Source organism: Amphibacillus cookii (assembly GCF_016908375.1).
In the GTDB taxonomy this organism is placed as follows: Bacteria; Bacillota; Bacilli; order Bacillales; family Amphibacillaceae; genus Amphibacillus_C; species Amphibacillus_C cookii.
In genome coordinates this window covers 198535-225156 of sequence record NZ_JAFBDS010000001.1, presented here as the reverse complement: position 1 = coordinate 225156, position 26622 = coordinate 198535, and the positions used below count along the sequence as shown (strand labels likewise).

Below are 26622 nucleotides of genomic sequence, written 5' to 3'. Positions count from 1 at the left end.
CTAACAGAAAAGAAATATTTATTTGGAGGGGTTTACGATGCATTTCACGAAGAAAATGGAGCCATTTATTCAAGCTGTTCATCAGGTGTTATCTGTTTCTGAGGTACGTCAATGGGCGCGTGAAACAGGTTTTGTTCAACGTGAAAATAAATTAATGCCAGAGGATTTCTTAAGTATCTGTGCCTTTTTACAAAAAACAGTAGGCGCTGAAGGATTGAGCAAGCTTTGTGCAACAATCACGCGATTATCTGGTACGGATATTTCGAAACAAGCCTTACATCAACGTTTCAATGAGAAAGGTGTTGCCTTTTTGAAGAGTATTTTTCTTCAGTTAGCTAAGCAGCAAAATCTTGTTGCCCATCCGTTATCTATCGATGAATTATTTACTCGTATACGTATCTTAGACACTACTTCTTTTGGTGTCCCTACAAAGGATTCTTCTTACCCGAATGGCGCTAAAATTCAATTAGAATATGAACTATATCAAGGGAAATTTCTGCATACATTGCTTTACTCTCATAGAGATAGTGACCAGTATGCTGCACGCGAATTAGCTGATACGATTGAACCAGGAGATCTTATCTTGCGGGATCTTGGTTACTTTTCTGGAGAACACTTGAAGAGAATAGAAAGTAGAGGTGGTTTTTATATCACGCGCGTTCCTTCCAATATGACGTTTTGGACATGGAATGAAAAAGGACAAAAGCTACAAATCAAACCGGAAGAAGATGCGAAACAACTAAAAGGAGGAGAAACGATAGAGTATGGGTGCATTCAAATTGGCAAGAAGGGAAAAAACACACTCCAAGCACGTCTAATTGTTCAACAGTTGACGGAAGAACAACAAGAGAAACGGGAAGGTTATTTACAAAGAAGAAGGCGGAAAGGGGGCCACACCCAATCCGCCACAAAAAAGAATCAAATCCAAATTCTTGCCACCAATATAACACGGCAACAATTGGAGATGCAAGAGCTCTATCCGATCTATTCGTTGCGTTGGCAAGTGGAGATTCTATTTAAAACATGGAAATCATTATTTGATATTGATAAGGTACGAGCGATGAATCCTGAACGATTTGAGTGCCATCTATACGGTACGCTAATTCATATTCTCCTTTCGTCTATGATTGCTTTCCAATGTCGTTATTATCTCTATCAGAAGCATCAGATCGAAGGAAGTGAGTACAAGTGTATTGATCAAGCGAAAAGCGCTATTGAAGAGGGGCAAGGACAGCTGTTGTATCATATCACTTCATTTATTGCATTAATGAGGAATATTTATCAAAATGTATACCGGCATGGAAGAAAAGACCATCGCTATCAGCATAAGAGTCCTTTTGACATCTAAAATCTTACTTATGAACGAACTTTCAAAGCAGTATAGATGAATATTTTGGTTTTGCCAAAGCTTATTGTTTTTTAACTTTGTTGATTGGAGAGGAAGGCATTCGACTCCTGCGGGAAAAGCGAAGACGATGAGACCCCACAGTGAGCGTTCTGTGCGAACGAGGAGGCTCAGCGCGAGCCCGCGGAAAGCGAATGCCTGGATCGCAAATCAACAGCCACTTTTAACAGCGTAATATTTTTAAAAAAGCAACAAAGTGGTTTTACTAATCATGTACCAAATTGGAAAATTATTCGCTCTAGACTTGCTTTTTCTGTAATTGATCCTTAGCTTGACGGCTATGGGGCACGGCCTCGGGCCTACAGGATGTAGGTCAATTAGACGTTGTCACACGAGGTGACGGATTTAGTCTAATATTCCACTGTGTGAAGCTAAGAGCGCTTCTAAAGTGGATCTTCGGACGCGTGCTGTTCTCGCTGGAGTCGTCGTCTTTCACTGCCGTTTTATTAGCGATCTTATCTCACTAAACCCATTATAATAAGCAGTTTTCGTCTCTTTTCTTTGGTATAATAGAAAGAGAAAGGAATAAGAAAAGAGCGGTGAAAATGATGTTAAAACAACAAACATCCCTTTCGTTAAGTCCTTATACGCAAGGGTATGAAAATGCGATTACCTCAGGTCTGTTTGGCATGAAAATGCAAGGAGCGGCCACCCTTTTCGTCGTTAATATGAAACGAATGATCAAGCTAATCAATGAAAAAGAGATAAAATAGAGGCTCTATAGTCTGAAAAACAAGCGTAATTTCTCACTTTTATGATGAGGATTACGCTCGTTTTTTTATTTTATGATTCCGGGAGAAAAATACCACTTTTTCAGCAGTCTCCGTGCTGTTCCCGCTAGAGTGTCGCATATTTCCTCTGCTATTTGGTATCATTTGTTTTAATATAATAAAGACGAATAATCCATTCACTAAACAAACGGATCATTCGCAATTGATCTTATGTCTCTTACTTTTGTCCCAACCTCTTCCATCTTCTTTCTAAAACGAAATCGTCACTCTTACATAAAACAAACCTTCAATCAGTGGGCATTTTCGTTCTGCTCCACTGATTGATCGTTAAGTGAATCAAGACATCAGCGTCTGTTAGCACACACCTAGATAGATTTGGCTTCGCACTCTATATTGAAACAGCGTTTTACGGCCGATTATCTGTGATAGAGCCATTTTATCTCGTTTTCATAGGTTCAACTTCGCACGCTTAGTCGTCAAACCAATGTCTCGTATGATTAGCTATTTTAACAAGTAAGAGCATAACGGGAACTTCGACAATGATACCAACCGTTACGGCTAATGCTACTGGAGACGTCACCCCAAATAGCGCAATAGCAACAGCTACAGATAATTCAAAAAAGTTCGACGCACCAATCATCCCAGCAGGTGCGGCTATATCGTGTGTCAATTTTAATTTCTTTGATGCATAATAAGCAATAAAGAAGATCAAAAACGTTTGAATAATTAAAGGTACGGCGATTAAGCCAATATGGGCTGTGTTTGCTAGGATCGTCTCACCTTGGAATGAGAAGATGATTAGTAATGTCAAAAGCAAACCGATCGTCGTCGTCTGATTAAACTTAGGTAAAAATTGTTGTTCAAAGTAATCAATACCTTTTTTATTAACCATCATTACTCGTGTTGCCAGACCTGCTACCAACGGAATAACAACAAACAAGACAATCGATAAGATTAATGTATCCCACGGCACAGAAACACCAGTTACACCAAGTAATAAGGCAACAATTGGCGTGTAGGCAAATAAGACAATCAAATCATTGGTTGCCACTTGAACAACCGTATAAGCTGGATTTCCACGAGTTAAATGACTCCAAACAAATACCATTGCCGTACAAGGTGCTGCACCTAGAATAACCGCACCAGCCAAATAGTCTTGGGCTAATTGATCTGAAATAAATGGGCTAAAGACAACATAAAAGAAAAATGCCGAAATACCATACATCGTAAACGGTTTAATTAGCCAATTGACCACCCAAGTCACATATAAACCTTTGCGATCGCGACTAACATTTTTCACACTCTTAAAATCAACTTTCATCATCATCGGATAGATCATAACCCATATTAAAATTGCAATTGGGATTGAGATTTCTGCATATTCATACTGACTAAGAAAGTCCGGAATCGCTGGTATGAAGCGCGCAATAAGCACACCTCCCACCATACATAGTAATACCCACACGGTTAAATACCGTTCAAAAAAACTAATGCCCGAAAGCTTTTTTTCACTCATTAAAAATCGCTCCTTTTCTGTTTATTGGTCACAGTTAATACGCTTGCCTGATTCAATCAATTGCTGAATTTTATCATCTTGAGTTTCCATTTCTGCTAGGATAAGCATAATGAGTTGATTAGCAAAATGATCATTATTAAGCGCATAGAAGATCCATTGTCCCTTTCTTTCTTCTCGAACAATTCCAGCATCACGAAGCTTTCTTAAATGCTGACTAATTGCAGGTTGACTCATTTGAAAAATATCAACAAATTCACAAACGCAACATGCATTGGTTTCTAATAATTTCAGCATCGTTAGTCGGGTTTTATCACTAAGTAATTTCAGAATGATTGCTGTTTCCTCAATGTTCATTGCAATTTTTTCCATAATATAGCCTCCTGCTATTTGACTCTCGTATAATCATATAATGATCTAATTATATAATCAAGTGCTTATATATAAAATTTACACCAAATTTACACTTTGAAAAGCTTGCATTCTTATATCAGACTCTTCATAATAACATAATAAAGTGACCTCCTTTAAAGGAGATACCGATAAACGAACGAAAGAGGTTATGATAATGGGAAAAACGCACCGCTTCACATTAGGAGAAGAAGTTGCTAATGCAATTACGCATGGGATTGGAGCCTTATTAAGCATCACTGGACTTGTACTGTTAATTATCTATTCTTCATTAGAAGGTTCAGTTTGGCATATTGTTAGTTTTACCATCTTTGGGGTAACCATGGTTTTTTTATATACATCGTCGACCTTATTACACAGCTTCCCAGAAGGGCGAGCTAAGTCGTTTTTTGAAATTTTGGATCATTCGTCAATCTATTTCTTTATCGCTGGGTCTTACACCCCTTTTATGTTAATCGTTGTTCGTGGCACCATGGGGTGGACGCTGTTCGGTGTGGTATGGGCGCTAGCGATTGGCGGTACGGTCTTTAAAGTATTCTTTGTTAGACGTTTTGTGCTCGTGTCAACGATCCTTTACGTTTTAATGGGATGGCTAATTATTATTAGTTGGCCCTCATTAGTTATGAACTTCTCGGCGACAGGGGTGACATTACTCGTCCTAGGCGGTATTTTCTATACGTTTGGTGCCATTTTTTATGTATGGCGTGGATTCAAGTTTCACCATATGGTATGGCATCTATTTGTATTAGCCGGAACGATTACGCATTTTTTTGCGGTGTTACTCCACGTACTCCCAGTCGAAGTCTAATATAGAAGACATACATTAAAAAACATGGCTAAATTCAATTAATGTAGTGATCTCCAAGATACTAAGATTAGTATGTTGGGAAACTACTTATGAATAGCCATGTTTTCTTTATAAGCACGACGGTATCTGTGATAAATGTAAAGGCCGTTTTCAGGCATTTCCATCCTAAAGAAAAAGCTGTATCACGCTCCCGTCATTGTCATTCGTCTGACATCCCATCGACCATCACACGTTGGCCCTCAATCAATTGCGCACGATTTAACACTAAATCCAACTGATTAGTCAACTTCTTCAGTTGCTTTAACTCATTCGCGGTTACAATCGATAAAACTTCTCCACCTTCTGATCCCAGTCGACCCGTTCGACCTGCTCGATGCACATATTGGTCAACCTCTCGTGGTACATCTAATTGAATAACCGTATGTAAATGTTTTATATCCAATCCGCGCGCCGCCACATCTGTTGCCAGCAGCACATCTAACTCGCCTTGATTAAATACTCGAATCGCTTTTTCACGCAACTGTTTAGTCACCTCACCATGTAATGAAGCAACTTTTAAACGGTGATGTGTTAATTTTTCAGAAAAAACGTTTAAAGCGCTAATATCTTTAAAGAATACAAGCGGCTTGATCGATTCATTTCTAATTAACTTTCTCAATATGTCGACCTTTTCTCTCGCTTCACAAATAAGATACTGGTGAGTGACTTTAGGTGTACCTGCATCTTCTCGATTTATATGAACAATCTTTGGCTGATCGACATACTTGCTAATCCTATCGATAAACACATCAGATATTGTCGCAGAAAATACAGCGCGCTGTGATGATTTGGGAGCAGATTTGATAATCATTTCAATCGTGTTTTCATGTTCAGCAGTCATGAATTGATCTGCTTCGTCTAAGATAATGGCTTTAACTTGATGCATCTTCAATTTTTTTTGCTGAACAAGCTCTAAAATACGTCCAGGTGTTCCAACAACGAGTTGAGGCTTCTTTTTTAACTTTTCAATTTGACGTTTGATATTGGCACCACCAATTAAAGCCAGGGTATTGATACGACTATCTAGAGTAAAAGTTTGCACAACGTGATAAATTTGCATGACCAATTCATGTGAAGAGGCAAGGATAAGTACTTGCATTTGTTTTTGTTCGGGATCTATTTTTTCTAACATCGGCAATAAGTAAGCCAATGTTTTACCACTCCCAGTCGGGGAAGAAGCAATCACATGATGATCAGCTAATAATAATGGCATCACGCTTTCCTGAATCGGCGTCATGGTTTGATAATCTTGGTTCTGCCACGCTTGCTTAATAAAAGTTTGGAAGTTATCGATTTGCATAAGTGTTCTCCTTTATTGTAAATATTGCTAAGACAGTATAACATATATCATTCCTTTAACTTATTAATCGATTCTAGAATTAATGAATCATTTGACCTTTACACATTACAGATAACAGACCATTAAGAAAAAACAGTTCACGGTTATTACGTGCCATCAGCTAATAAAGTGGACCTTCAACTGATTTGTGTTCCCTAGTGCTTCGGTCATTCACTCTCCCCACTCCATATGGCCTTCTAATTAATAGAATGCGCACCATATGAAATTTTTATAAAACTTAACTATTCACGCTCAGTGAATGATTCATTAAATAAATGATTTATACCAATCGTTTTCTCCACCTCTAATACAAAAGCAATCCCCTTACCAGGTTGTTTTAAACCGACATCTTCATTGATGATGCGTAAGACTTCTGCTGTCTTTTTTCGATCAATTAAAGTCAGTACTAACTCTTTCTCAGGTTCTATCATAATGTTAAACAATTTTGCCTTTTCGTGGATACCCGTACCACGCCCATGGATAATCGTGCCACCATCTGCCCCCGCACGTTTTGTAGCATCAACAACTTCTTCTGAATCGCCATTATTAACGATGGTTACAATAAGGTCATGCCCTATCTCTCGTTCATTCATATCGTTGATATCCTCCTCTCGACTACAATCGACAATTTGATCACCTAATAGATGCGAAATACCTAACACTTTCTTTATATCAATAACGATTGCAATCCCTGGTGTCTTCTTGTCCAACTTAGCCGTTGATTCAATAGCGGTCAATACATCTACATATATCATTTCTGATACAAGCGTAAAAATCACTTCACGTTCTCGGTTTACAGGGATACCTAAAAAACGTTTTCGTTCTTTAAGACGTAAACCCGTTCCTTGTACGATCGTTCCACCTTGAGCACCGGCCAATCGCGAGGCATGAACAACTTTTTTTGCTTCTTCTTTCTTTACAATCGTCACAATTAACTTATGATCCTGAATTCTTTCAAACAATCTTATCGACCTCCCGTCTGCTGAAACAACTTACCAAGTATCAATACAGATAATATTGGCGCGAGCGCAACTAATGCGATCATACCAAAGCCATCAATCAAGGGATCGCGTCCTTCTGTTACAGAAGCGATGCCAACAAACATCGCTAACATAAAGGTAGCAATCATCGGTCCTGTCACAATCCCACCAGAATCAAAAGCAATCGCAGTAAATAATTTGCTCGAACCTCTAGTCAAAATAAAAACCAATAAATATCCCGGTAAGACATAATACCAAATCGAAAAACCCACTAATACTTTAACCATCGATAAAGCAATCGATAGACCTACCCCAATTGAGATCGTGTATAATAAGAGTTGCTTTGGTATGTATCCCCCTGAGACTTTATCAACTTGATGGATTAATACCGTTACCGCCGGCTCTGCATAAGCAGCAAAAAAACCAAGTACAAATCCGATCGGAACAAGTAACCAGGTCTGCTCCAACTGTCCCATTTGCTCACCCATCATCTCACCAACCGGTAAGAAACCAATATTGACCCCTTGTAAAAACAACGATAAGCCGAGATAAGTTAAAGCAAAGCCGACTAATGTATCGATCACTTTTCTTGTTTTTAACTTTAAGAAAAACAACTGGAATATACAAAAGAATAGCAAAAGTGGTATTAAGGCTAAGGCGACATCAAATAAAACAGATGTAAAACCACCCCATATCTCATTACTCATCCATACACCACCCCTAAAAGTAGCACTGAAATAACAGGCCCAATGGATGCAAGTGCAATCAGACCAAAGCCGTCTCCAGTCCGAGCACGGCTACGTAATACAGATGATACACCTACACCTAACGCGAGAATAAATGGAACAGCCATCGGTCCCGTTGTCGCCCCTCCTGCATCAAGCGAAATGGGAACAAAAGTCGTTGGGGTGAACAAAGCTAATATAAAGATTAAACCATAGCCAATAGCCAATAACTTAATTAAAGCTATGTTAAAAATAATTCTAGCAAGGGCAAGCGAGACAAACACCCCAACACCTATTGCAACAGCACCAACAAGTGCGATGGCTGGCACCTCACCACCAGAAACAAAATCAACTTGATTACTAAGTACTTGTACACCTGGTTCTGCCAATGTTACAGCAAACCCTAGTAAAAAACCAAACAATAAAATAAGACTCAACTTCTGTGTTTTGGATAATGAAGAACCAATCATTTCACCTACTGGTGATAAGCCGACTTGAACACCGAGTAAAAACAAAAAAATACCTATACTCACTAATATAGCACCCGCAATAAAGCGCCAAAAGATTTCGATCGGCAATGAAATAAGCGTAAACTGTAGAAGTGTAATAATGATAGTAAGTGGTAGTATTGAACCTAGAACTTCAAAGAACGTCTCTTTCAAACTTTCCATTCTATAACTCCTCTCACTAATTAGTATAACAATTATTTTAAACGAAATCGATGAATGGGACGCCAGATATGTGATTACTTTAAATAAAGTACACCTGCTCCTCTTGAGGCACGACATCATTCACTTCATTATATAATGTGATTTGCTACTACATGCTAAATAATACGTCATAGAGCAATCGATTTCTTTTTTTATCCGATTCTGACAAAACAATTATTTAAAACTACAAAAAAATACATTGAAAACGTTTGATTTATAGATTATAATACTTGTGTATTTCATGCGCAATCGTTAGCACAAATTATTTAAAGTTAGGAGTTTTAACATGAAAAAATTTGGTTCTTTTGACTTTTGGCAAAAGCTTGGTAAGGTGTTGCTTGTTGTCGTTGCGGTCATGCCAGCTGCTGGTATTATGATCTCATTAGGTAAAGTCGTTTCTATGTCTGGAGGGGATGTTTCATTTATTTTAACGATCGGCCATGTCATGGAAGAAATGGGTTGGGCAATTATTGGTAACTTGCACATCTTATTCGCTGTTGCGATTGGTGGATCATGGGCAAAAGAACGTGCCGGAGGGGCATTTGCCGCTCTACTTTCATTTATTTTAATTAATCGAATAACTGGTGCAATCTTCGGTGTTAATGCTGACATGGTTAATGATGCGGAGGCTACCATCAATTCTTTGCTTGGTCACGAACTTATTGTATCCGATTACTTTACACTCATTTTGGAAGCGCCTGCATTAAATATGGGTGTGTTTGTTGGTATTATTTCAGGATTTATTGGCGCACTTGTATTTAATAAGTATTATAACTTTAATAAGTTACCACAAGCATTAGCATTCTTTAATGGAAAGCGCTTTGTTCCATTTGTGGTGATTTTTTGGTCCGTATTAGTAGCATTTGGATTAGCACTCGTTTGGCCATTTATTCAGGGTCTTCTTAATAATTTCGGTCAATGGATCGCCGGCTCACGCGATAGTGCACCAATTGTTGCACCGTTTGTATTTGGTACGCTCGAGCGATTGTTGCTACCATTCGGTTTGCATCATATGCTAACCGTACCTATTAACTACACAGAACTAGGCGGCATCTATACCATTCTAACGGGAGGTAATGCTGGTTCTGTCGTAGCAGGGCAAGATCCGTTATGGCTTGCTTGGGTATCCGACTTAAATAATTTAAGAGCGGCTGGCGATACAGCCGGATATGAAACGTTATTAAATGAAGTAACCCCTGCCCGCTTTAAAGTGGGGCAAATGATTTTAAGCTCTTCCACATTAATGGCGGCTGCACTTGCTATGTATAAAAATGTTGACCCAGCCAAAAGAACGAAATATAAATCCATGTTCTTATCAGCAGGATTAGCTGTATTCTTAACAGGTGTAACAGAACCGATTGAATTCATGTTTATGTTTGCAGCTCCACTATTATATGGGGTATATGCTGTGATTGCTGGTCTAGCTTTTGCTATGGCTGATATTATTAATTTACGCATTCACACCTTTGGTAATATTGAATTATTAACACGCTTGCCCATGACGATAAACGCTGGTTTAATACTTGATTTAGTTAACTTCCTTTTAGTGAATGTTGCATTTTTCTTCTTAACCTACTTTATTTTTAATTATATGATTAAGAAATTTAATATTCCTACACCCGGTAGAGCTGGCAACTACACCGATGAAGAAAGCAATGATAAGCAAACCGAAACATCTAATAAAGCTGACAGAGATCATAGTACAGCTGCTGAAATTGTAACGTTGTTAGGTGGCGAAACTAACATTGTTGATGTAGATGCTTGTATGACCAGGCTGCGCGTAACGGTTAAAGATCGAGAGCATGTTGCCGATGAAAAAGCATGGAAACGAAATGGTGCATTAGGTCTCGTGCTTAAAGATAAAGGGGTGCAAGTTATCTACGGCCCGAAAGCAGACATCCTAAAATCAGCAGTTCAGGACTACCTTGGTGATTAAGTCGTGAAGCTATTGACATTAAATGCCCACAGTTGGCAAGAGGATAATCAACAACAAAAAATAGTAACATTCGCTAATGTTATAGCAGAACAGCAATACGATGTCATCGCTCTTCAAGAGGTAAGTCAATTGATCCACTCAACGCCTTTAGGAGAAAACTCGACGATCCATCAAGATAATTATGGTTACTTGCTACTCAATGAACTAAGAGCATTAGGGTGTCATGATTATCAATTTTATTGGGCCTTTGCCCACATTGGTTATGATATTTTTGAAGAAGGGGTAGCAATCCTATCAAAGCATCCAGTTATCAATCAAGAGATGATCACCTTAACAAAACAAGTAAATTCAGACTCTTGGAAGAGACGGATGGCACTAAAATTAACTCTATCATACCACGAGATAGTGATTGATGTTTATTCATGTCACTTAGGTTTTTGGGAAGATACAGAGGAGCCATCAAGACTTCAAATTAAACAGTTACTGACATCTACTACCTCTGAACGGCTAACCTTTTTACTCGGTGATTTTAATAGTGAAGCGAGCAAAACAAATCAAGGTTACAGCATGATTAAAAAGCAGGGGTGGTTTGACACCTTCCTATTAGCGAATAAAAAAGATCAGGGCATAACTGTACCAGGTGCAATAGCTGGCTGGAGCCAAAATCATACAGACAAACGGATTGATTATATCTTTACTAACCAAAAATTAGATGTTTCTCAATCGCAAACTATATTTAACGGCATTAACAAACCGATTATATCTGACCATTTCGGAGTTGTCGTTGAGATCAATCTGTAATATGTAAATTATGAAATTGATTTACTCAGATGATTTTAAAAAACGGATTGCTGGCTGGTTCCAGCAATCCGTTTTTTATTAAGATTCTATCATTTCTCGGACCTTAACGATTTCTTGATCAGGAACAATGTAATAATAAACATTATTAATCATCGTTCCAGAACCTTGTATTTGATAACTTTCAAAATTACGGCGCGTATTTCGGTAATGTTGAAGTAATGTTAACATATCGTTAAATTCTAAATTCGTACCCATATTGTTACCTAAAATATCTGTGAATTCAACAATTCGAGTTGCATTAGAAATCGTTGCACCTTCATTAATAATTCCTTCAATTACTTTACGTTGCCTTTCCGTTCGACCAAAGTCACCATCAGGATCTTGTTTTCGCATACGAACATAATTCATCGTCATATCGCCATTGAGTTCAATTGGACCAATTGGAAAATGATGCCCACCCTGATTAAAGTCAAGCTCATTATTAATTGTTATTGTACCTAATTCATTAACAAGTTCCTCTAACCCTTCCATATTAATACGTACAAAGAAGTCAAGATCAATGTCTAGAAAATTTTCAACTGTCTCAATTGCCATATCTGGCCCACCGAAAGCAAAAGCGTGATTAATCTTATCTTCAGTCCCTCGTCCAATAATCGTGGTTCGCGTATCACGTGGAATGCTGATTAATGTCATTTCGTCATTTTCAGGTTTTAAAGACATGACCATCATCGCATCTGAACGACCTGATTCTTCAGATTCAGCATCAATACCTAATAATAATATATTTAAATTCTCTCTATCGCTCAACTTCTTTTGCGTTAAATTGGAATCGATAGCCGAAACAGATTCATACATTTTACCATCTATATTATTTTTAACACCAAAAAAAACATAGGCTGCATAAGAGCCAATTGATACAATTAAAATAAGCAAAATAATAAGCGGGGTTAGTATCCACCAATTCCGTTTCTTTTTGTCTTTTCTATTACGCGGTTTACTCCGATTCATTCGCCATCGTCCTATCTATAAGAAATTAAAAATGATTCTCTTTGTAAGTATATCAAAAAAGCTAAAATGTACAAGCTAATCAACAAATTCCATGCAAAATATGACAAAATTTTCAACCTTCCTTTTAAGTGATCCATCCAACAGCTAGGCTTTTGATTTCATTATCACTAATCGTATATGCTTATTTTTAAAACATTTAGGTTTCACTCTCAATAAAACGAAACTTCAATCAGTGGGCGGAGAGCTACAGGATGTAACGCGGGCCTACAGGACGTAGGTCATGCAGACGTGGGCCTACAGGATGTAGGTCATGCAGACGTTGCCACAGGACGTGGCGGTCTTAGTCTGTAATCCTTCTTAAAGATGTGGCGCTTTTAGTCTACGATCTTACCCAACCACTAATTATTCGTTGAGTGAATCAGGATATTAGCGGCGTTAGCGCTCACCTAAACAGCTTCACCTCCGCACTCTATTTTGAGCAGGACGGTTTACGGACGGTTATCTTTGATAAACAACAGGGCGGAAATGATGTAAGCGTTAAGATTTCAATCATTACAGTTATTTTACACCTTGATTAAATCACGTGTTTTTATGCTTATTATGTTTTATCACGGGGTAGAGAATAGTGTACTACTTATAAAGGAGGAAAAATCTTTTATGAAAAAATTATTAAGTGTTTTCAGTATAACATTCGTTTCACTAGGATTATTAGCGGCTTGTGATGGAGACATAGAAGACCCCGTTGAAGATCCTGCAGTCGATGACCCTGCTGTTGATGAAGATGTTGACGAAGGATTGTAAGTGTTTGCTTTAGCTTTTGCTAGACTGAAAAATTAAAATAAAGATTAAACTTAATTCTCAAGGAGGAACAAATCATGAAAAAATTATTTAAACTCTCACTCGCATCACTACTATCAGTTGGTATTCTAGCCGCATGTAATGGTGAGGTCGATGATCCACCGGCTGAAGATCCCGTTGAAGACCCTGTAGAAGAACCAGCTGATGATCCGATTGACGATCCAATCGAAGAACCTGGTGATGACCCTGCTGACGATCCAATCGAAGAACCTGGCGAAGAACCAGCTGATGACCCAATCGATGATCCTGATATGGATGAAGATTTTGAAGATGAAGAACAGTAAAAATATATTTAAGGCTACTCATTCGAGTAGCCTTTTAATGTGGCAATAATATGTTGAAAAATATCCTTTGACACATCAACACCGGTGCAGTCATAAATATTTTTAATATGCGCGTTGGAATTTACTTCACAGATGATGGGATCACCTTTTTCGCCAATAAGGAGATCAACCCCTGAGAAATCTGCCTTAACCGCTTGCGATGCCTTTACTGCTAAATCTAGAAATGTTTGTTTCGGTTCCACTTGATACATCTTACCGCCACTGGTTACATTTGCTCTAAAATCATGTTCTGAAACACGCTTCATTGCTGCGACCACTCGATTGCCTACAACATGGAGACGAATATCTTGGCCATTACTTGATTGAATATATTGTTGATAAAGATGTGGCGTATGAAGCAAGTGTCTCGCCTTTTCTTCAAGTTGACCACGGTTTTTAATGAAATATACTTGCTCTCCGAACGAACCATACGCTTCCTTAATGATAAGCGGGTACAGTAGTTTATCCTCAACATAGTTTAAAAACTGCTGATCTATTTCCTGTTTATCTTGAAATAACATCGGTGCAAATATAGTTTTAGGTTGTGGAAGTTCATGGATAGCTAAACATTGATGCATGAAAATTTTACTATCACATAGCTCAATTGCTTCAGCTTTATTAAAGACAGGAATGGCTAATCGCTCTAAATGTTGTGCGAGTCGAATATCCTTATCTAAAAACAAAACAAAGTCAGGTCGATTGTTTTTATTGTCCAAACTGAGTTTATTTTGATCAACACCAATATAGAGATCAAGATTGGATACGAGTTCGAGTTTTATATTAATTTTTTTTGCTGTTTCAATATACCATTGATGAATGTCACTAAATTTCCGATTATTGATCCCACCGTTATAAATAAGCCACGCTTTATAAAGCAAAATGATCATCTCCTAAATCTACTATCTTTAATAGTATAATACTTTAGTCACTATTTTTCGTGTTTTTTTACTTTTTTTCAAAATATCAGACTATTGTTCTACATATTTTAGTGAAAAGTACGAAAATAATGAAAAGAGAGAAAAAAGTAAGACGAAGGAGATGCGAAAAATGAACAAATTTACTAAGATTAAGTTTTTATTACCTTTTTTTATGATCACGTTATTGGTTGTACCCGTTGTAACTTCAGGTATCTTTTCCTACCAGAATACCGCAATTGTTGAACGTGCAACCATTGAAAAAGCTGAGCTAGAAGCATTAGGTACAAAGTATCGAAATGCTTTTACAGAATATGAGGCATTAATTGAATCTTTTAGTCAGCAAGAGGAATTTCAAATTGAAACGATTGACACTAACGTTAGTGGCGATGCTGATCTATCAAATATGCCGACAGCTAACCAACCGAGTCTCACTTATTATTATAAAGACTTACTTAGTGAAATAGCTAATGACGATGCTTATATTTTGAACTTGTTTATCGGAGCAAGAGATGGGGCACTTTATTTAGATAATATTCCAGAAGTCGATTTGCAAGGCTATGATCCACGAGAAACTGAGTGGTACCAACTAGCTTACGATGCTGAAGACGAAACGATTTGGACATCACCGTATATTGACACCGCCACAGGCCAACCCGTTATTACGGCTGCTAGAAGAATTAGCGATGAACAAGGAAATATTATTGGTGTTGTAGGTCTGGATTTTGATATGGCTCATTTAGCCGGTATGGTAAGAAGAGATATTTTAAGAGATACGATCATTATTACGGTTGTCTCCTTAATCATTGGATTAGCGATTGTCTTATATTTTGTTCGGGGCATGCTATTCAACCTTAATACAATTCGTAGCGAAATGGATCGTGTCGCCAATGGGGATTTATCCGGTCAAGACGTGCAAACACGTGGGAATAATGAATTTAATGACTTAGCAAACGCAGTCAATCAAATGCGAAAAAACTTAGCGACGATTGTTAATCGCGTAAAAACAGCAACAAATAAAGTCTCAAATCAGAGCCAGGTCCTATCACAAGCTTCTGGTCAAGTTAAAGAAGGTAGTGAACAAATCGCCACAACAATGGGCGAACTCTCTTCTGGTAGTGAAGAACAAGCCAATAGCGCCTCTGAACTTGCAACGATGATGGAACGATACAGCGATAATGTTAAGAAAGCCAATAACAGCTCTAACCATATTTCCAAAGGAACAAATGAAGTCGTTAATTTAAGTGATGAAGGAACGAAACAAATCAATCAATCCGTTACACAGATGCAGCATATCAATCATATTGTTAAAGATTCCTTCACTAAAGTAAAAGGCTTAGATCAAAAGTCACAAGAAATCGGAAAAATCGTGACTGTCATTAAAGAAATAGCTGAGCAAACCAATTTATTAGCACTTAATGCTGCTATTGAAGCAGCCAGAGCAGGGGAAGAAGGAAAAGGCTTTGCGGTCGTTGCAGATGAAGTTAGAAAGTTGGCTGAACAAGTCAGCCAATCCGTCGCCGATATTTCAGGCATTGTCCATACCATTCAAGCTGAATCAACAGATGTAGCAAAATCATTAGAAGAAGGCTCACAAGAAGTCGATTCAGGTTCTAACCAAATTGAACAAACCGGTCAAGCTTTTAATAAAATAAATCACGCTATTTCAGACATGGTCCACAGCGTACAATCAATCGTTGATGACCTTACAGACATTGCTAATGATACAGAAAATATGAGTCGTTCAGTCGATGAAATTGCCTCCGTTTCTGAAGAATCTGCTGCTGCGGTAGAAGAAACCACTGCTTCTGCTGAAGAAACAAGTACCTCTATGGACAATGTTGCAAAAAGCGCTGAAGAGCTCGCCGAATTATCCGCAATTTTAGAAGAAGAAATTAATCGGTTTACACTCTAATAGGTTATACAAGAAAAACTACCTTTCAGCGAATCGGGTAGTTTTTCTTATACTTAGCATTTATTAAGTTTTCACTTCATCGTTTACGCTAGCTTGCAAAAAATTTATCACAGATAACCGTCCGTAAAAAAACCACCTCAAAATAGAGGATAGACCAAAGCGTAATGGCCTGATTCTCTCAACGAACCTGCAATCAGTGAGCGAAGAACGAAAATGAACTGGCACCCATCGCTTATGGTTCATTTTATCATTCCCTTAATCGATTAAAAAACAATACCCTGACAAGCTTTTTAGCTGGTCAGGGTGGTTTAATTAATATTTAGCCGTATGTGTACCCGCTTCAATTTCTTTTTGATAATGGCATGCAGCCATATGTCCCTCTTTCATATAGTCTTCACTACGAAGTTCCGGGACATCCACCTTGCACTTATCGGTGGCAAATGGACAGCGTGTATGGAATCGACATCCAGTCGGTGGGTCGATTGGCGAAGGGACATCCCCTTGCAAAATCACACGCTCTTTTTTATGCTCGGGTTCCGGATCTGGGACAGGAATTGCTGATAAAAGAGCTTTTGTATAAGGATGTTGTGGATTGTCAAAAATTGAAGTTGTATCACCAATTTCAACAATCTTACCTAAATACATGACAATAACACGATCCGAAATATGTCGAACTACACCTAAATCATGGGCAATGAACAAATACGTTAAACTAAATTCACGTTGTAACTTTTTCATTAAGTTAATCACTTGTGCTTGAATAGATACATCAAGGGCAGATACAGCTTCGTCAGCAATAATCAATTTAGGATCAACAGACAGCGCCCTAGCAATACCAATTCGCTGACGTTGTCCACCACTAAATTCATGCGGAAAGCGGTCAGCTTGGTGGGCACCTAGACCAACGGTTTCCATCAGGTCAGCGATTTTTTTACCGCGTTCAGCTTTTGGAACAACGTTTTGAATATCTAATGCTTCTTCTAAAATTTGTCTTACTGTTTGACGTGGATTAATCGAAGCGTATGGATCTTGAAAGATCACTTGCAAGTCTTTCCGCTTTTTACGCATCTTTCTCTTGCTTAAAGCAAGCAAGTCTTCACCATCAAATTCTACTTCACCACTTGTCGGTTCGTCTAACCGTAAAATTGCTCGTCCTGTTGTAGATTTACCACAACCTGACTCACCTACAACACTAACGGTTTCACCTTCATAAACATTAAAGCTAATACCATCGACAGCTTTTACATGGTTAATGGTGCGACCTAACATTCCACCTTTTATTGGAAAATATTGCTTTAAGTCTTTTACTTTAAGAAGTTCTTTCGCCATTAACATTCACCTCCGGATCGCCATCCCATTCGTCTGTGTAAATCCAACAACGGATCTGATTTCCATCTTCACTTTGCTCTAAATGAGGTAAACGCTCATGACAAATATCACTAGCAAACGGACACCTTGGAGCAAAACGACAACCTTCAGGGATCTGATCTGGTGCAGGTACAGAACCTTGAATAACCGTTAAATCTTCCTCACCTAAATCGATATCGTGTCGAGGTAAAGAATTCAATAAGCCTACTGTATATGGGTGTTTCGGATTTTTAAAAAGATCTTTTACTGTTGCATACTCTACCACTTTCCCCATATACATAACAGCAACATAATCACATGTTTCTGCAACAACACCTAAATCATGAGTAATCATAATGGTTGACATACCTAAACGATCTTGTAAATCTTCCATTAGTTCAAGAATTTGAGCTTGAATGGTTACATCTAACGCCGTCGTTGGCTCATCAGCAATTAACAGTTCAGGATCACAAGCAAGTGCCATCGCAATCATCACGCGTTGTCTCATCCCACCTGAAAGTTCATGAGGGTATTGCTTAACACGTTGCTTTGGAGAAGGGATACCAACTAATTCTAGCATCTCTACTGAACGTAACATCGCTTCTTTTTTACTCATATTTTGATGAATAATAAAGGCCTCACTTATTTGTTGACCAACAGTATAAACAGGGTTTAATGAGGTCATCGGTTCTTGAAAAATCATTGATATTTCATTACCACGTATTTGACGCATCTGGCTTTCTGTTTTATCAAGGAGATTCTCACCTTTAAAGATGATCTCTCCACCCTTTATTTTACCAGGATTTTTAATTAAGCGTAAAATGGAAAGGGAGGTAATACTTTTTCCAGAACCTGATTCGCCTACAATCCCTAAGGTTTTCCCTTTAGGTACAGCAAAATTAACGCCATCAACTGCTTTAACTTCAAATTCTTTAGTAAAAAATGAAGTTTGAAGGTTACGAACTTCTAGAATCGGTTCTTCTACTAGAATATCAGTTGTCTCAGCCATTATGTTCACACCTTTCCTTTCCTATTAATTAAGATCAATTCGTTTATTTAACAGTCGATAAATGACATCGACAGCAATATTTACAAAAACAAATAATAAAGCAAAAATAAGCACGCCACCTTGGACAATTGGGAAATCTCTAGCTCTTATCGAATCTACAATTAATCTGCCGAGTCCATTAATAGCAAATACTGTTTCTGTTAGTACTGCTCCACCAAGAAGGGTACCAAACTGCAACCCTACAACCGTGACTACAGGAATAAGGGCATTTTTTAAAGCATGACGATAAATAACGACACGTTCTTTGACACCTTTTGCGCGAGCCGTTCGAATATAATCTTGATCAATAACTTCAAGCATACTTGAGCGTGTCATCCGAGCGATAATCGCTGCACCAGCTGTTCCTAACGTTAAAACAGGTAGCACTTGTTGTTGCCATGTTCCCCAGCCTGAAGCAGCAAACCAACCGGTATTAATACCGAAAATATCAATACCAATGGCTAAATATTGAATAAGCATTAAACCTAACCAGAAATTAGGTAATGATAAACCAAACAATGCGACGATCATAACAAGAGAGTCTGATAAGCCACCCCGTCGAACTGCTGCAAATACGCCAGCAATTAATCCAATAAATACAGATAAAATGGTACTATATACAGCTAACTCTATCGTTGGTCTTAAGCGAAGAAAAACTTCACTAGAAACGGCTCGACCACTTCTAATAGAATTACCTAAATCACCTGTAACTACACCTCTTATATAATCAAAATATTGAACGGGTAACGGATCATTTAAACCAAGTCGTTCCCTCATTAATTCAATTTGTTCAGGAGATGCACTTTCACCTGCTATAATTTGAGCTGGATCACCAGGAATGAGGTGCATCATACTAAATGTTAAAATCGTTACACCAATTAAAACGGGTATCGTCTGGATAATGCGACGTACGATAAATGTAAACAATGTTTTGTACCTCTTTTCTAGTTTTTCATTTTTGGATCTAATGCATCACGCAAACCATCTCCGAAAAGATTGAATGCCAGTACAACCACGACAATAGCTAAACCCGGTATGGTTGCCACATGTGGAGCATCCCACATATAGTTCCGTCCATCACTAAGCATCGCTCCCCATTCAGGTGTTGGTGGCTGTGCCCCCATCCCAATAAATGAAAGACCACTCGCTGTTAAAATAGATGTCGCGATACTTAAAGTTGCTTGAACGATGATAGGCGAGGTCACATTAGGTAAAATATGAAGGAAAATAATTCTTGCATCATTAGCCCCTAAAGCTTTAATCGCATCGATATACTCTAATTTTCTTACTGCAAGTGTTGATCCTCGCACAATCCGAGCAAAAACAGGGATCGAGAAGATTCCGACTGCAATAATTAGGTTCTCTGTGCTACTTCCCAATACACTAACAATAGCAAGTGCTAGTAAAATGCCTGGGAACGCCAGTAAAATATCCATTAATCTCATAATGATCGTATCTACTTTACCACCGTAATAACCTGAAATAATTCCAAGTACCACACCGATTGTTGTTCCAATTAATACCGAAAAGAAACCAACATATAATGTAATACTCATACCGTGGATAATACGACTGAAAATATCTCGTCCGAGGTGATCCGTACCAAACCAGTGTTCAGCAGACGGCGTGGCAAGTCTGTTAACCGTATTTTGGGCATTTGGAGAAAATGGTGTGAAATGTGGTCCGATGAAAGCAATTAGAATAAATAAAAGGATCATTATTCCACCGATAACAGCTGATTTATTTTTAATTAATTTCTTCCACAAATTTGTCAATTTAACCACGGTTGGGTTTGGGGCTGTTTTAGATATTACTGCACCAGTATTAACTTCTTCCCTCATAATTAAATTCCTTTCTCTTGTCTTTTTTGTATAGATGATGATGCACGTGTTTCAATGTATGAAACACGTATTACTTAACTAAAATGGCTAACATTCAGCTTGCAAAAAATAAGTTCAATTAACTACAATTTGTAATTATAGCATGGATTAATAAATATACAATATGAAGAATTTTACAGATACTCGTGCCGTTACCCCAATTTTCAGATAAAACGGTTATCGGTATAAATATACATACAAGCAAGCATCTGTTTCCTCACTAAATAAGTAAGTTTTCTATAACAATTGGGTATATTTATCGATATATAACAAAAGTTAAGCTTATTTTTTGAAAACTAAACAGCTACAATCCACAATTTTGTCATACCCTTCTACATTTTTCAACAATTTAATAAAAAATTGAAAAATTAAATTAACTCTTAATATTTTGAATTATATAACTATATCCCTTGAAGTCAAGAGAATATCAGATAATCATCATAATAGTAGATGAAAAATTGTAAATTTATAAATTTTTTAGATAATTTAAACTTGTGTTATTTTTTAATCTGTTGTATAGTAAAAACAGTTTTCACCATACAGATTAAAAAAGGGGAGTGTAAGTTGTGAAACAATTTAAGAAATCCGTTCTACTTCTGCTATTACTTGTTGCATCCGCTTTATTTGTTGTAGCATGTGGTACAGATGATGATGCACAAGAGCCTGGAGAAGACCCAGCTGGCGAAGAAACTGATGAGCCAGCAGCTGAAGGTGGCGACCTTGTTATTGCCCAACTATCAGATGCCGTATCATTAGACCCACACGGTTCAAATGATACACCTTCAAGTAATGTCGCATATAACATCTACGAAGCATTGGTTGTTCAAGATGAGAACATGGAACTTCAACCTGGCCTAGCGACAGAATGGACTATGGTTGACGATCTAACATGGGAATTCACTTTACGTGAAGGTGTTACATTCCATGACGGTTCTGAATTCAACGCTGATGTTGTCAAAGCGAATATTGATCGTGTATTAGACGATGCGATCGCTTCACCACGTTCTTTCCTATACGATATGATTACTGACGTTGTTGTCGTTGATGATTATACCGTTCAATTTGAAACAGAATATTCATTTGCGCCATTACCTGCACACTTAGCACACAATGGTGGCGGTATGATTTCAGGTGAATTAATCGAAGCCGATTATGAAGCAATAGAAGATGGCGAAGAACCTGGTAGCGTAATTAGCAATGGCCCTATCGGTACAGGTCCATTCGTCTTTGAAAGCTGGACTTCAGGTAGCGAAATCGTTCTTCATAGAAACGATGACTACTGGGGTGAGAATGCGCATTTAGATTCGATTACGTTTAAAGTTGTACCAGAAGATTCAACACGTATTGCTGAATTAGAAACAGACGCTGCACATATTTCAGATCCATTAAGCCCATCTGATGTAGCACGCGTCGAAGGTTCAGATGGTATGCACGTTAATCGTCAACCATCTGTATCATTATCATACATTGGTTTTAATGCGGAGAAAGAACCGTTTGATGATCCATTGGTTCGTCAAGCCATTTCAATGGCGATTGACAAAGATGCGATTATCGATGGAATCTTCGATGGTGCGGGTATCCCAGCAATTGGACCTATCGCACCTGACGTATTCGGTTATGACGATTCGATCTCAGGTTTAGAATATGATGTTGAAGAAGCAAAAGCTTTACTTGCTGAAGCAGGTTATGAAGATGGCTTCTCAACCACATTATGGACAAATGATCAACGTGAGCGAGTTGATATGGCGACTTACGTACAAGCAGAACTTGAAAACATCGGTATCGATGTTGATATCGAAATCATGGAGTGGGGTGCTTATTTAGAAAATACTGCCGCCGGTGAACATGATATGTTCGTTCTTGGTTGGACAACCGTAACTGGTGATGCTGACTATGGTATGTACCCAATGTTCCATTCAGATAACTTTGGTGAGCCTGGTAACCGTACATTCTTAGCGAATGACGAATTAGATGATATTCTTATCGAAGCACGCCAAAATCCAGATGAAGACGAACGTTTAGCTCTTTATCGGGAAGCACAAGAAATCCTTGTCGATGAAGCACCAATGCTTTACATCCACCACCAAGAGTTCCTTCTCGGTGTAAGAGATGAAGTGCAGGGATTCTGGCAACATCCAACACAAATATTAATGTTAAAAGATGTTAGCCTAGCTCAATAATATGATTAAAAAACAAATCAGATGCAATGCATCTGATTTGTTTTTTTATTATGGTAAGAGAAAGCGAAGTGTTTTGCCGAAGTGGTTCTACAAGCTAAAATATTGCTACTCGGATTTCACTTCTTTTATTTTTGTCCCGCTCTCTTAGCTAATTCCATCAAAACGGTATGTAGCGACTTGTCCGCTTATCGTTTTTAATTGTTCTACATAAAATTTAGTTTCATATTGAAGCATTCGATACTTCGGTCCCACTATACTTAAAGCGGCTATCACTTCTTGATCAACGTTCCTAAGTGGCACAGCGTAACTTAATACACCGTCTGGGCTCTTATCTTCACCAACTGCATACCCTTTGCGTTTAATTTGTTTAAGTTGTTCTAAAAAGATTGTTTTCGTCAAATTGTGTTGTTTTAGGATGCGATCTGAAAGATGCTCGGCTATAACGCGATCACGCAATGACGAATTTAAGTGTGCTAACATAACCTTCGCTCCTGCATCAGTTAAAAAAGATAACCTTTCCCCCACTGTTATCGTTACATTTAATGTGTGAAAACCTCGAAAGCTTTGGACACAAACGTGATCCGTTCCCGATAAATGACTAAGAACAACACTCTCATTCAAACGATCTCTTAACTGTTCCATGAAAGGCAATATTAATGTCGGTAATCGGTTGTCCTCGTTTACGATAGTAGCCAAATGTAAGAATCGATTTCCTAGTCGGTAATAGTTATCGGTTGTTTCTATTAAATAGCCTTCTTCTTTTAATAACTTTACATGTCGATACAAGGAACTTTTAGGGTAGGCTAGTTGTTCAACCATATCGTCAATCTTTAGCTTTCTTTGTTGCATTGAAAATAGGTTGAGTATCTTTAATGTTTTCCCCGCGCTCATTTTAAACCACCTTCTTTTGATAATAAATTATCGATATGTAATATTCGTATTTATGTATAATTATTTTTAACCATTACTTTTTTACTTATATTTTACTGTATTACAGCATTTTTTACTATAAAAAAATACAATTACATGCAAAATCCTACATATTCAACTTTACATTTCATACTTTATGGTAGTATATTAGGGATTATTATCATAAAATAAGGTAGGTTGATGTGACTATGAATCGGTTTAAAAAGCTTCAAAATAGCTTATTCAATTTTGATGCAAAAAGAAATAATAGTACTAAAGAACTGTATAATTTAGATAATAATGATAATAGCTTATTAGATAGTGATACCACTACGAAAGAGAAACAATTGCATCAAGCTGAGCAAATAGCGAATATCGGACGATGGCAGTATCACTCTGATGACCTTACCCTCTATGTATCAACTCATTTTAAAACCATCTGTGGTTTTAAAAATGACGAAACGATTGACTTAAATACTTTTCTTGCCCTTGTCCATCCAGATGATCAAGCATTATTTACCAAAAAGAATATCAATACTGACTTTTATATTTCTTTCCGCGTCTATCACAAAGACAATCATAACCTTATCTATTTACAAGCATCAGGGGAGTTAAAGCAAAACGATGATCATACCAGGCAATATGTTGGGATTATTCAAGATATAACCAAAGAAAAACAATTAGAAAAACAGTGGCTATCTCGTGAAACGAGTATTCAATATTTACATCAGCACGCAAATAACAGTTTTTGGATTTATGACGTTGAATCAGAGAAAATGACTTATTTATCGCGAGCTGCCGAGACGTTATTCCAACAGCCGATCGAAGTCATCCTTGAGAATCCAAAACTTTTTTTCACTTATATTAATGAGGATGAGCACCAACAACTGATTAATGGGCAGAAGGTAGAGAAACAACATAAGCTAAACTTAGTAAATGACCATAACAAGTGGGTACACCATACTTTTGTACCCACATTAAATACAGAACAGCAGCTCACTCAAATTTATGGTGTGATGATCGACATAACAAGTGATAAAGCTTTAGAACAACAATACAATTTCTTAAAATATCATGATTGGCTAACCAAACTTCCGAATCAAATCCGTTTAAAGCATCAAGTGAATCATTTAATTAGCACCAAGAAACCGTTTACCATCTACCACCTTGACCTTGATCGTTTTGCCTTTATCAACGATTCACTGGGATATCAGACCGGAGACCTTGTTTTAAAAGAAATTGCAAAGCGACTAAAGGAAACCTTAAGTAAACATTTATATCTCTATCGGCTCGCTAGTAATGATTTCATCATTATTGATTCAAGCACAACTGAACAAGAGATTATTGAACAACAAGCACAGGCTATTATTAGAGCGATTAACGAAAAGATTTGGATAGATGGCTATGGATTATTTTTAACGACAAGTATTGGCATTGTTACTTTCCCTTATCACGGCAAAAGCAAAAGGCAACTGCTTGATAATGCACATTACGCTTTAAATGAAGCAAAAAATAAAGGTAAAAATACATATCAAATCTTCTACAATTCACATGAAATTGACTCGTTCAAAAGATTTATTCTTGAACAAGATTTAAGACAAGCCATTAAAAATGAAGATTTCACTTTATATTATCAACCTAAAGTTAACGTCATGACTGGGGAAGTTGAATCTATCGAGGCTTTAATTCGTTGGCATCATGAAAGTTGGGGGGTTGTTTCACCTAGTGAATTTATCCCATTAGCAGAAGAGAATAATTTAATTGATAGCATTACAGATTGGGTCATAAAAGAAGCGATTGAGCAATTATCAAGATGGAAGCAAGCTAACATGCCATTACGACCGATATCAATTAATATTCCACCATCACGATTTTTAAAAGCGGACATTGTCCTTTTAATCAACCAATTGCTGATTCAAGCAAATATTCCAGCGACTTACATAGAATTAGAGATTACAGAGCGCACATTGATTAAAGATGTTCATGCTGTCATTGAAACGATTAAAAAGTTGAAAAATCTAGGTATAACGATTGCTCTCGATGACTTTGGTACTGGCTATTCATCATTAAAGTATTTAAGGACCTTTCATATTGATATATTAAAGATTGATCAATTATTTATTCGGAATATCGAGAAATCGAATAATAAAGATGCGGCTATTATATCTGGGATTCTTCATTTAACTAAATCAATAGGGGTAAAAGTAGTAGCTGAAGGGGTAGAGACATACACACAGTATCAGTTCCTTAAGCAGAAAGAGTGTGATTTGATTCAAGGCTATATTTTTTCAAAGCCTGTTCCTGTCGAGAAAATCGAACCGATTATAAGAAAAGGGAAATTAACCTTACCTATCCACCATACCAGACAAAAACCAGAAATTGAAAAACGGAAATTCTTCAGATGTGAGTTGCCGAATTTTTTAATTGGTGAAATGACAATCATCGAACTGAATCATCGTCGGCTAAACCTTGGGAGTGCAAAAATTTTAATTGAAAACATTAGTATTGGAGGACTTAAAATTTTATCTTCCTTGGATTTACCTGCTCGATCCAAGCTAAGATTAGCCTTTTATTTTAAACTAGCTGGAGAATCCTTTTATTTAATTGGTGAAATCGTTTGGAAAAACGATACGCTCTTTGATACCGTCTACTACGGTATCGAATTTGCCCATATCAGCGAACAAGAACGGGACATGTTAGCATCAATTATTAATAAACTAACGGTAGCCATACGCAATAATAAATCAATTGAAGATGAGCAATTTTTAAAAGGAAATCCTCACCATTACTTAAAAAAAGAGAACTGATGAAGGTGAAAACTCGTATGTGCTCCGGTGTCAAA

At 37.5% G+C, this 26622-nt stretch carries 23 protein-coding genes; 10 read left to right on the top strand and 13 right to left on the bottom strand.

All coding sequences use genetic code 11. The features are described 5' to 3' along the window. The first annotated feature begins 37 nt into the window (after nt 1–37). Nucleotides 38–1348, top strand: coding sequence for an IS4 family transposase (locus tag JOE23_RS00925; protein ID WP_204435414.1), 1311 nt, complete (start codon nt 38–40; stop codon nt 1346–1348). 602 nt (nt 1349–1950) lie between these two features. Continuing rightward, on the top strand, nt 1951–2118 hold the full coding sequence (locus JOE23_RS00920; protein WP_204435413.1) for a hypothetical protein: 168 nt from the start codon (nt 1951–1953) through the stop codon (nt 2116–2118). A gap of 487 nt (nt 2119–2605) precedes the next feature. Here JOE23_RS00920 and arsB read toward each other — a convergent pair whose 3' ends face one another. Next, complete coding sequence (gene arsB, locus JOE23_RS00915; protein WP_204435412.1) at nt 2606–3652, bottom strand: ACR3 family arsenite efflux transporter; 1047 nt, start codon at nt 3650–3652, stop codon at nt 2606–2608. 21 nt (nt 3653–3673) lie between these two features. Next, nucleotides 3674–4021: an ArsR/SmtB family transcription factor gene (locus tag JOE23_RS00910; protein ID WP_204435411.1), complete on the bottom strand. Its 348-nt coding sequence runs from the start codon at nt 4019–4021 to the stop codon at nt 3674–3676. A 196-nt stretch (nt 4022–4217) separates the two neighbouring features. Here JOE23_RS00910 and trhA point away from each other — a divergent pair, with 196 nt between their 5' ends. Beyond that, nucleotides 4218–4868, top strand: a complete 651-nt coding sequence (trhA, locus tag JOE23_RS00905; RefSeq protein ID WP_204435410.1) for a PAQR family membrane homeostasis protein TrhA — start codon at nt 4218–4220, stop codon at nt 4866–4868. 199 nt (nt 4869–5067) lie between these two features. Here trhA and JOE23_RS00900 read toward each other — a convergent pair whose 3' ends face one another. From JOE23_RS00900 to JOE23_RS00885, 4 genes are all read right to left on the bottom strand, one after another. Further along, nucleotides 5068–6207: a DEAD/DEAH box helicase gene (locus JOE23_RS00900; protein WP_204435409.1), complete on the bottom strand. Its 1140-nt coding sequence runs from the start codon at nt 6205–6207 to the stop codon at nt 5068–5070. A 281-nt stretch (nt 6208–6488) separates the two neighbouring features. Further along, nucleotides 6489–7208: a P-II family nitrogen regulator gene (locus tag JOE23_RS00895; RefSeq protein WP_204435408.1), complete on the bottom strand. Its 720-nt coding sequence runs from the start codon at nt 7206–7208 to the stop codon at nt 6489–6491. A 2-nt stretch (nt 7209–7210) separates the two neighbouring features. Next, nucleotides 7211–7933, bottom strand: a complete 723-nt coding sequence (locus JOE23_RS00890; protein ID WP_204435407.1) for a DUF1538 domain-containing protein — start codon at nt 7931–7933, stop codon at nt 7211–7213. Continuing rightward, the gene (locus JOE23_RS00885; RefSeq protein ID WP_204435406.1) at nt 7930–8622 is read right to left on the bottom strand and encodes a DUF1538 domain-containing protein; all 693 of its coding nucleotides are present in this window, start codon (nt 8620–8622) and stop codon (nt 7930–7932) included. Before JOE23_RS00885 ends, JOE23_RS00890 begins: the two co-directional genes overlap by 4 nt. 325 nt (nt 8623–8947) lie before the next feature. On the opposite strand from JOE23_RS00885, the gene JOE23_RS00880 reads away from it, so the two are divergent. Both JOE23_RS00880 and JOE23_RS00875 read left to right on the top strand, forming a co-directional pair. Then, a complete protein-coding gene (locus tag JOE23_RS00880) occupies nt 8948–10597 on the top strand; it encodes a PTS transporter subunit IIBC (protein ID WP_204435405.1) in 1650 nt (549 codons plus the stop codon). A 3-nt stretch (nt 10598–10600) separates the two neighbouring features. Beyond that, nucleotides 10601–11398, top strand: a complete 798-nt coding sequence (locus JOE23_RS00875) for an endonuclease/exonuclease/phosphatase family protein (RefSeq protein WP_204435404.1) — start codon at nt 10601–10603, stop codon at nt 11396–11398. A gap of 78 nt (nt 11399–11476) precedes the next feature. On the opposite strand, the gene JOE23_RS00870 is transcribed toward JOE23_RS00875, so the two are convergent. After that, nucleotides 11477–12406 carry an LCP family glycopolymer transferase gene (locus JOE23_RS00870; RefSeq protein WP_204435403.1) on the bottom strand — a complete coding sequence of 310 codons (930 nt, stop codon included), beginning with the start codon at nt 12404–12406 and terminating at the stop codon, nt 11477–11479. A 657-nt stretch (nt 12407–13063) separates the two neighbouring features. On the opposite strand from JOE23_RS00870, the gene JOE23_RS00865 reads away from it, so the two are divergent. After that, nucleotides 13064–13207 (top strand): hypothetical protein, encoded by a 144-nt coding sequence (locus tag JOE23_RS00865; RefSeq protein ID WP_204435402.1) that lies wholly within the window; start codon nt 13064–13066, stop codon nt 13205–13207. A gap of 74 nt (nt 13208–13281) precedes the next feature. Further along, entirely contained in the window at nt 13282–13548 is a 267-nt protein-coding gene (locus JOE23_RS00860; RefSeq protein ID WP_204435401.1) for a DNA primase, read from the top strand. Nucleotides 13549–13562: 14 nt separating this feature from the next. Here the strand turns inward: JOE23_RS00860 and JOE23_RS00855 are convergent, their stop codons facing one another. Next, entirely contained in the window at nt 13563–14465 is a 903-nt protein-coding gene (locus JOE23_RS00855) for an ATP-grasp domain-containing protein (protein WP_204435400.1), read from the bottom strand. Nucleotides 14466–14634: 169 nt separating this feature from the next. Between JOE23_RS00855 and JOE23_RS00850 the strand changes: the two genes are divergently transcribed. After that, on the top strand, nt 14635–16416 hold the full coding sequence (locus JOE23_RS00850; protein WP_204435399.1) for a methyl-accepting chemotaxis protein: 1782 nt from the start codon (nt 14635–14637) through the stop codon (nt 16414–16416). A gap of 312 nt (nt 16417–16728) precedes the next feature. Here JOE23_RS00850 and JOE23_RS00845 read toward each other — a convergent pair whose 3' ends face one another. The 4 genes from JOE23_RS00845 to nikC are packed head-to-tail and all read right to left on the bottom strand — an operon-like array spanning nt 16729 to nt 20652. Continuing rightward, nucleotides 16729–17745, bottom strand: a complete 1017-nt coding sequence (locus JOE23_RS00845) for an ABC transporter ATP-binding protein (protein WP_239585196.1) — start codon at nt 17743–17745, stop codon at nt 16729–16731. Then, nucleotides 17726–18772 (bottom strand): ABC transporter ATP-binding protein, encoded by a 1047-nt coding sequence (locus JOE23_RS00840; protein WP_204435397.1) that lies wholly within the window; start codon nt 18770–18772, stop codon nt 17726–17728. Before JOE23_RS00840 ends, JOE23_RS00845 begins: the two co-directional genes overlap by 20 nt. Before the next feature lie 24 nt (nt 18773–18796). Next, nucleotides 18797–19738, bottom strand: coding sequence for an ABC transporter permease (locus JOE23_RS00835; protein ID WP_204435396.1), 942 nt, complete (start codon nt 19736–19738; stop codon nt 18797–18799). 17 nt (nt 19739–19755) lie between these two features. After that, nucleotides 19756–20652, bottom strand: a complete 897-nt coding sequence (gene nikC, locus JOE23_RS00830) for a nickel transporter permease (RefSeq protein ID WP_204435395.1) — start codon at nt 20650–20652, stop codon at nt 19756–19758. Between the two features lie 605 nt (nt 20653–21257). Between nikC and JOE23_RS00825 the strand changes: the two genes are divergently transcribed. Further along, complete coding sequence (locus JOE23_RS00825; protein WP_204435394.1) at nt 21258–22871, top strand: ABC transporter substrate-binding protein; 1614 nt, start codon at nt 21258–21260, stop codon at nt 22869–22871. Between the two features lie 144 nt (nt 22872–23015). Here the strand turns inward: JOE23_RS00825 and JOE23_RS00820 are convergent, their stop codons facing one another. Beyond that, a complete protein-coding gene (locus tag JOE23_RS00820; RefSeq protein WP_204435393.1) occupies nt 23016–23762 on the bottom strand; it encodes an IclR family transcriptional regulator in 747 nt (248 codons plus the stop codon). 227 nt (nt 23763–23989) lie between these two features. Between JOE23_RS00820 and JOE23_RS00815 the strand changes: the two genes are divergently transcribed. Next, on the top strand, nt 23990–26587 hold the full coding sequence (locus JOE23_RS00815; RefSeq protein WP_204435392.1) for an EAL domain-containing protein: 2598 nt from the start codon (nt 23990–23992) through the stop codon (nt 26585–26587). Nucleotides 26588–26622: the final 35 nt, after the last annotated feature.

Coding starts and splice junctions, on each gene's coding strand:
- JOE23_RS00925 (WP_204435414.1), top strand. CDS start 38: ATGCATTTCACGAAGAAAATGGAGCCATTTATTCAAGCTGTTCATCAG.
- JOE23_RS00920 (WP_204435413.1), top strand. CDS start 1,951: ATGATGTTAAAACAACAAACATCCCTTTCGTTAAGTCCTTATACGCAA.
- arsB (WP_204435412.1), bottom strand. CDS start 3,652: ATGAGTGAAAAAAAGCTTTCGGGCATTAGTTTTTTTGAACGGTATTTA.
- JOE23_RS00910 (WP_204435411.1), bottom strand. CDS start 4,021: ATGGAAAAAATTGCAATGAACATTGAGGAAACAGCAATCATTCTGAAA.
- trhA (WP_204435410.1), top strand. CDS start 4,218: ATGGGAAAAACGCACCGCTTCACATTAGGAGAAGAAGTTGCTAATGCA.
- JOE23_RS00900 (WP_204435409.1), bottom strand. CDS start 6,207: ATGCAAATCGATAACTTCCAAACTTTTATTAAGCAAGCGTGGCAGAAC.
- JOE23_RS00890 (WP_204435407.1), bottom strand. CDS start 7,933: ATGAGTAATGAGATATGGGGTGGTTTTACATCTGTTTTATTTGATGTC.
- JOE23_RS00885 (WP_204435406.1), bottom strand. CDS start 8,622: ATGGAAAGTTTGAAAGAGACGTTCTTTGAAGTTCTAGGTTCAATACTA.
- JOE23_RS00880 (WP_204435405.1), top strand. CDS start 8,948: ATGAAAAAATTTGGTTCTTTTGACTTTTGGCAAAAGCTTGGTAAGGTG.
- JOE23_RS00870 (WP_204435403.1), bottom strand. CDS start 12,406: ATGAATCGGAGTAAACCGCGTAATAGAAAAGACAAAAAGAAACGGAAT.
- JOE23_RS00865 (WP_204435402.1), top strand. CDS start 13,064: ATGAAAAAATTATTAAGTGTTTTCAGTATAACATTCGTTTCACTAGGA.
- JOE23_RS00860 (WP_204435401.1), top strand. CDS start 13,282: ATGAAAAAATTATTTAAACTCTCACTCGCATCACTACTATCAGTTGGT.
- JOE23_RS00850 (WP_204435399.1), top strand. CDS start 14,635: ATGAACAAATTTACTAAGATTAAGTTTTTATTACCTTTTTTTATGATC.
- JOE23_RS00845 (WP_239585196.1), bottom strand. CDS start 17,745: ATGGCGAAAGAACTTCTTAAAGTAAAAGACTTAAAGCAATATTTTCCA.
- JOE23_RS00840 (WP_204435397.1), bottom strand. CDS start 18,772: ATGGCTGAGACAACTGATATTCTAGTAGAAGAACCGATTCTAGAAGTT.
- nikC (WP_204435395.1), bottom strand. CDS start 20,652: ATGAGGGAAGAAGTTAATACTGGTGCAGTAATATCTAAAACAGCCCCA.
- JOE23_RS00820 (WP_204435393.1), bottom strand. CDS start 23,762: ATGAGCGCGGGGAAAACATTAAAGATACTCAACCTATTTTCAATGCAA.
- JOE23_RS00815 (WP_204435392.1), top strand. CDS start 23,990: ATGAATCGGTTTAAAAAGCTTCAAAATAGCTTATTCAATTTTGATGCA.